This is a genomic window from Promicromonospora xylanilytica, from assembly GCF_054782895.1.
Window position 1 is genome coordinate 1 of the sequence record NZ_BAAGRP010000047.1, and the last position, 4,056, is coordinate 4,056.

General features: G+C 62.7%; 3 protein-coding genes and 1 pseudogene. 3 read left to right on the forward strand and 1 reads right to left on the reverse strand.

What is annotated here, in order from left to right:
- Positions 1-80 precede the first annotated feature (80 nt).
- The 3 genes and pseudogenes from ACYVK7_RS17750 to nhaA form a co-directional block, all read left to right on the forward strand.
- A pseudogene (locus tag ACYVK7_RS17750) lies at positions 81-293 on the forward strand (transposase); the annotation flags it as partial.
- Between the two features lie 635 nt (positions 294-928).
- Positions 929-2,071 carry a calcium/sodium antiporter gene (locus ACYVK7_RS17755; RefSeq protein ID WP_460889050.1) on the forward strand — a complete coding sequence of 381 codons (1,143 nt, stop codon included), beginning with the start codon at positions 929-931 and terminating at the stop codon, positions 2,069-2,071.
- 169 nt (positions 2,072-2,240) lie between these two features.
- On the forward strand, positions 2,241-3,608 hold the full coding sequence (gene nhaA / locus ACYVK7_RS17760) for a Na+/H+ antiporter NhaA (RefSeq protein WP_460889051.1): 1,368 nt from the start codon (positions 2,241-2,243) through the stop codon (positions 3,606-3,608).
- A gap of 166 nt (positions 3,609-3,774) precedes the next feature.
- Here nhaA and ACYVK7_RS17765 read toward each other — a convergent pair whose 3' ends face one another.
- Complete coding sequence (locus ACYVK7_RS17765; RefSeq protein WP_460889052.1) at positions 3,775-3,918, reverse strand: hypothetical protein; 144 nt, start codon at positions 3,916-3,918, stop codon at positions 3,775-3,777.
- Between the last annotated feature and the right edge of the window lie 138 nt (positions 3,919-4,056).

The window sequence follows — 4,056 nt, forward strand, 5'->3', positions numbered from 1 at the left end:
ACCGCCGCCGACCCCCTGCCCGACGACCTCCAGGCGGCCATCGACCTCATCCACCGCCCGCACTAAATGAGCCAAGTCGGGAGCTTGTCGCCTGGATGCAGACCATCGCCTTCACCAGCGGCGACGCAAGGAGATGGGAGCCCAAACGACTCCGCGCGCGGTTGTTCGAGATCCCCGCGACGCTCGTGCGGCGCTGCCGACACAAGGTCCTCCACCTCGCCCGGCACGCCCCGGAAGCCTCCACCGTCCTGACCGGCGTCAACCGGCTCCGCACCGCCGTCGCCCAGACCTGACCAGACGACTCAGCCGTCCCTACGATCTCCAGCTGCACGACCTCGGGCGTGGAACCCGACCGCCCGCAACGGACACTGCGACAGATCGTCACACCCAGATGCCAGAATCAGCAGCTGAACACCGGCAACGACGCCGGCCCACCCCACTCACGGGCATCATGAAATTTCGAGGCTAGGACTTGCCCGCACTTTCATGCCGGGATGGGCCGCTTAGCGATTGTACTGGCGCATGCCGGGGGAAAAGAAGTCCTCCAAGATAGCCCGACTGCGCCTCTTCTTTTGGCGCTGTTATCTGCGAGACTGCCGTTCTCCACCTGGTTGGGTCCCCGGGTAGGAGTCCGGTTGGAAAGGATTTTGTGCCTCTCGCTTGGTCATGTCCGGGCATTGTGCTTACCGTAGCGGTTGCGATACCCGGCGGGACGATTTTGCGGGCGGGGTACCCGAGAATCAGCAAAACCAGGTCCTGTATGGAATTTTTGGTGGCGGTCGGCCCGGGAAATAGTGAAGCAGTGAGGATCGCTAAAGAAGCACGTTGAGTGGTCCGGTGAATGATTGATTGGGGGACGCCGAGAGGGCTGTCTAGGTTAGCGGGTGCTGGTGGCAGGGCCTGAACTGTGGTCTGTATACTCCTACTCATGGATGCACTTGATGTTGGACGGATCGTGATCGGACTGGTGCTGCTGGTCTTGGGTGGGGAATTTTTGGTGCGTGGGGCGTCAGCACTGGCCGGACGTTTCGGGATTTCGTCATTGGTGATCGGTCTCACCGTAGTGTCAACGGCGACGTCGGCACCCGAGTTGGCAGTGAGCGTCGGTGCTGTACTGCGTGATGAACCGGGGCTTGCCGTGGGCAATGTGGTTGGCAGCAACATCGTTAATGTCCTGCTCATCCTGGGACTGTCCGCGCTGGTCATTCCCCTCGCTGTAAAGCGGAGGCTGGTCCGCTTTGACCTGCCCCTGATGGTCGTCTTGTCAGTTCTACTGCTCCTTGTGTCCCTGGATGGGAGGATCAGTGCGGTGGACGGGCTGATACTATTTTTCGGTGTGGTGGTCCACACAATAATGACCGTGGTGATTAGTCGGCGGGACGCCAAGACCGCGGTGAATACCCGGGAAGGGACAGGAGATTCGGCAACCGTCGATCCAGCCGACGAGGAAGGGGCTGCGCTAGGCGCCTCGGTCGGCAGGTCGCTCTTCTTCGTGCTGCTGGGGGTCGCGTTGCTGGTCGCCGGTGCCACGCTGCTCGTGGAAGGAGCAGTGAACATAGCCACCACGTTGGGCGTAAGCAGCCTCGTGGTCGGACTGACCGTTGTGGCTGTCGGGACATCGCTGCCCGAGCTGGCGACGTCCATCATTGCCGTGCGTCGCGGTGAACGGGACCTAGCGGTGGGCAACGTGGTCGGCAGCAATATCTTCAACATAGGGGTAGTGCTAGGACTAACCGCGCTCATCTCTCTTGAGGGCATTCCCGTATCCGGCGCCGCAGTGGCCTTCGATATCCCAGTAATGCTGGCGGCCGCAATGGCACTGCTGCCGATCGCGTTCACGGGCTTCGCGGTGGCGCGTTGGGAGGGCAGCTTGTTCGTGGTTTTGTACGCCGCCTACACCGGATACCTTGTGCTGGCTGCCACAGCGCACGATGCACTGGAGGGATACACCGTAGCCATGGCGTGGTTCGTGCTGCCGTTAATCGCACTGACGCTCATTTCCTTTGCAGCCTACGAAATCGGGCTCCGCAAGGGACGCCGAGACCTGGACCAGACCTCGACTTCGGCTTAGACCGTCGAGTGCATTCGGCTGCTGGCTTCATTCAGGTCGTCGGCTGAATGTAAATCGGCAAGAGATGACTGTCGGTTGGGCGCTCCACACGTAAACTGTCGGTCTGGTGAGCCAGGAAATCTGGTCGACACGAGCACATCTATCAAACCCGACAATTGAGGAGCCACCGATGTTCAGCCATGATCCCACCGTCACTCCGGATAACCACAGCCGCGACGCCCTCCACCGTGGCAGCTACCTTGAGGCCCGGCGCATTGGGGAAATCCTGCGCAAGGAGACCATCGGCGGATTGTTGTTGGTCGCCGCGGCACTGATTGCGATTGTGTGGGCGAATTCTCCTGCCGCGGACAGTTATTTCGCGCTGAGAGATTACGAGGTCGGTTACGAGCCTTGGAACCTGCGGCTGAGCCTCGGTGCATGGGCAGCGGACGGATTGCTGGCCATTTTCTTTTTCCTCGTGGGTCTGGAGCTGAAACGTGAGTTCGTAGCGGGGGACTTGCGGCAGTTCAGCAAAGCCCTCGTTCCAGTGGCTGCCGCTGTGGGCGGTGCCCTTATCCCGGCGCTGGTCTATGTTGCTTTCAATGCCGCCAGCCCCGAATCCGTTGGCGGGTGGGCCATCCCCACCGCCACCGACATCGCCTTCGCCGTGGCAGTGCTGGCCATCATTGGTTCCCACCTTCCTCCCGCCCTACGGCTGTTCCTGCTGACTCTTGCGGTAGTCGATGATTTGATAGCGATCACGATCATCGCTGTTTTCTATACCGATGACGTGGCCTTGGCCCCGTTGCTGCTGGCTTTGGTACCGCTGGCTGTGTTCGCGTTCCTCACACATCGCTTCTCACGGTTTTTCAGCGTGCGCGCCTGGGCGTTTTGGGTCATCCTGTTGCCCCTGGCGCTTGTGATCTGGGTGCTGGTCCACGAGGCCGGGATCCATGCCACCGTGGCCGGGGTCCTGCTCGGATTCGCCGTGCCTGTCATGCGTAGCAAGGCCAGCGGAGGCCCAACGGGTGGCCCTGGCCTGGCCGAGGAGTTCGAGCACCGCTTCCGCCCCATCTCGGCCGGATTCGCAGTGCCTGTGTTCGCCTTCTTCTCCGCAGGTGTGGCCGTAGGCGGCTGGGATGGACTCACCACGGCCCTGACCGCTCCCGTAGCGTTGGGCATCATGTGCGGGCTGGTGCTGGGCAAGCCCGTCGGAATCGTGGGAGCAACCTGGCTGACCACTAAAGTCACCCGCCGGCACCTGGATCCGTCCTACCACTGGATCGACCTACTAGGCGTTTCCCTGCTGGCCGGGATCGGCTTCACCGTCTCGCTACTCATCTCCGAACTGAGCTTCGCCCCTGGCAGCATCGACACCGACTACGCCAAGGTCGCGATCCTCACCGCCTCCGTTGCAGCGGCTCTGCTGGCTGCGGTGTTACTGCGGGCCCGCAACCGCCACTACCGGGACATCAAGCAACTCGAGTCGATCGACGCGGACCACGACGGCGTCCCCGATGGCTACGAGAACGACCAAGATAAGGACGGGCACCCTTAGCCTCGATCATTCACTTGGTGGGTAGCCCGGCCTGAGCGGTTCGTCCGATTTGGTGGTTGGCGCGTCTTGGGCATGGTTGCCGTGCGCGTGTCGCTGCGTGCGCCGGTTCCGGCCGGGGGTTGTGCGGTCGCTCCGTTCCGGTTCGTGGGAACAGTCGTCGGGCTGGTCAGGTCACGGCGGGTAGAGCCGCGAGGCGGTGCCAGGCGGTGGTGATCGCGTCGGTGTGCGGGTGGTCGCGGTCGAAGCGCAGCCACCTTTTGCGGGCGTGGTGGGCCAGGCGGGCGGGCAGCCAGTAGACGAGCTCGCGCATCGTGGCTGGCTCGGCCTTCGCCAGGAGCTCGTGGTCGTGGAAGGCGAGCAGCCGGCCCGACTTGGCTCATTTAGTGCGGGCGGTGGATGAGGTCGATGGCCGCCTGGAGGTCGTCGGGCAGGGGGTCGGCGGCGGTGA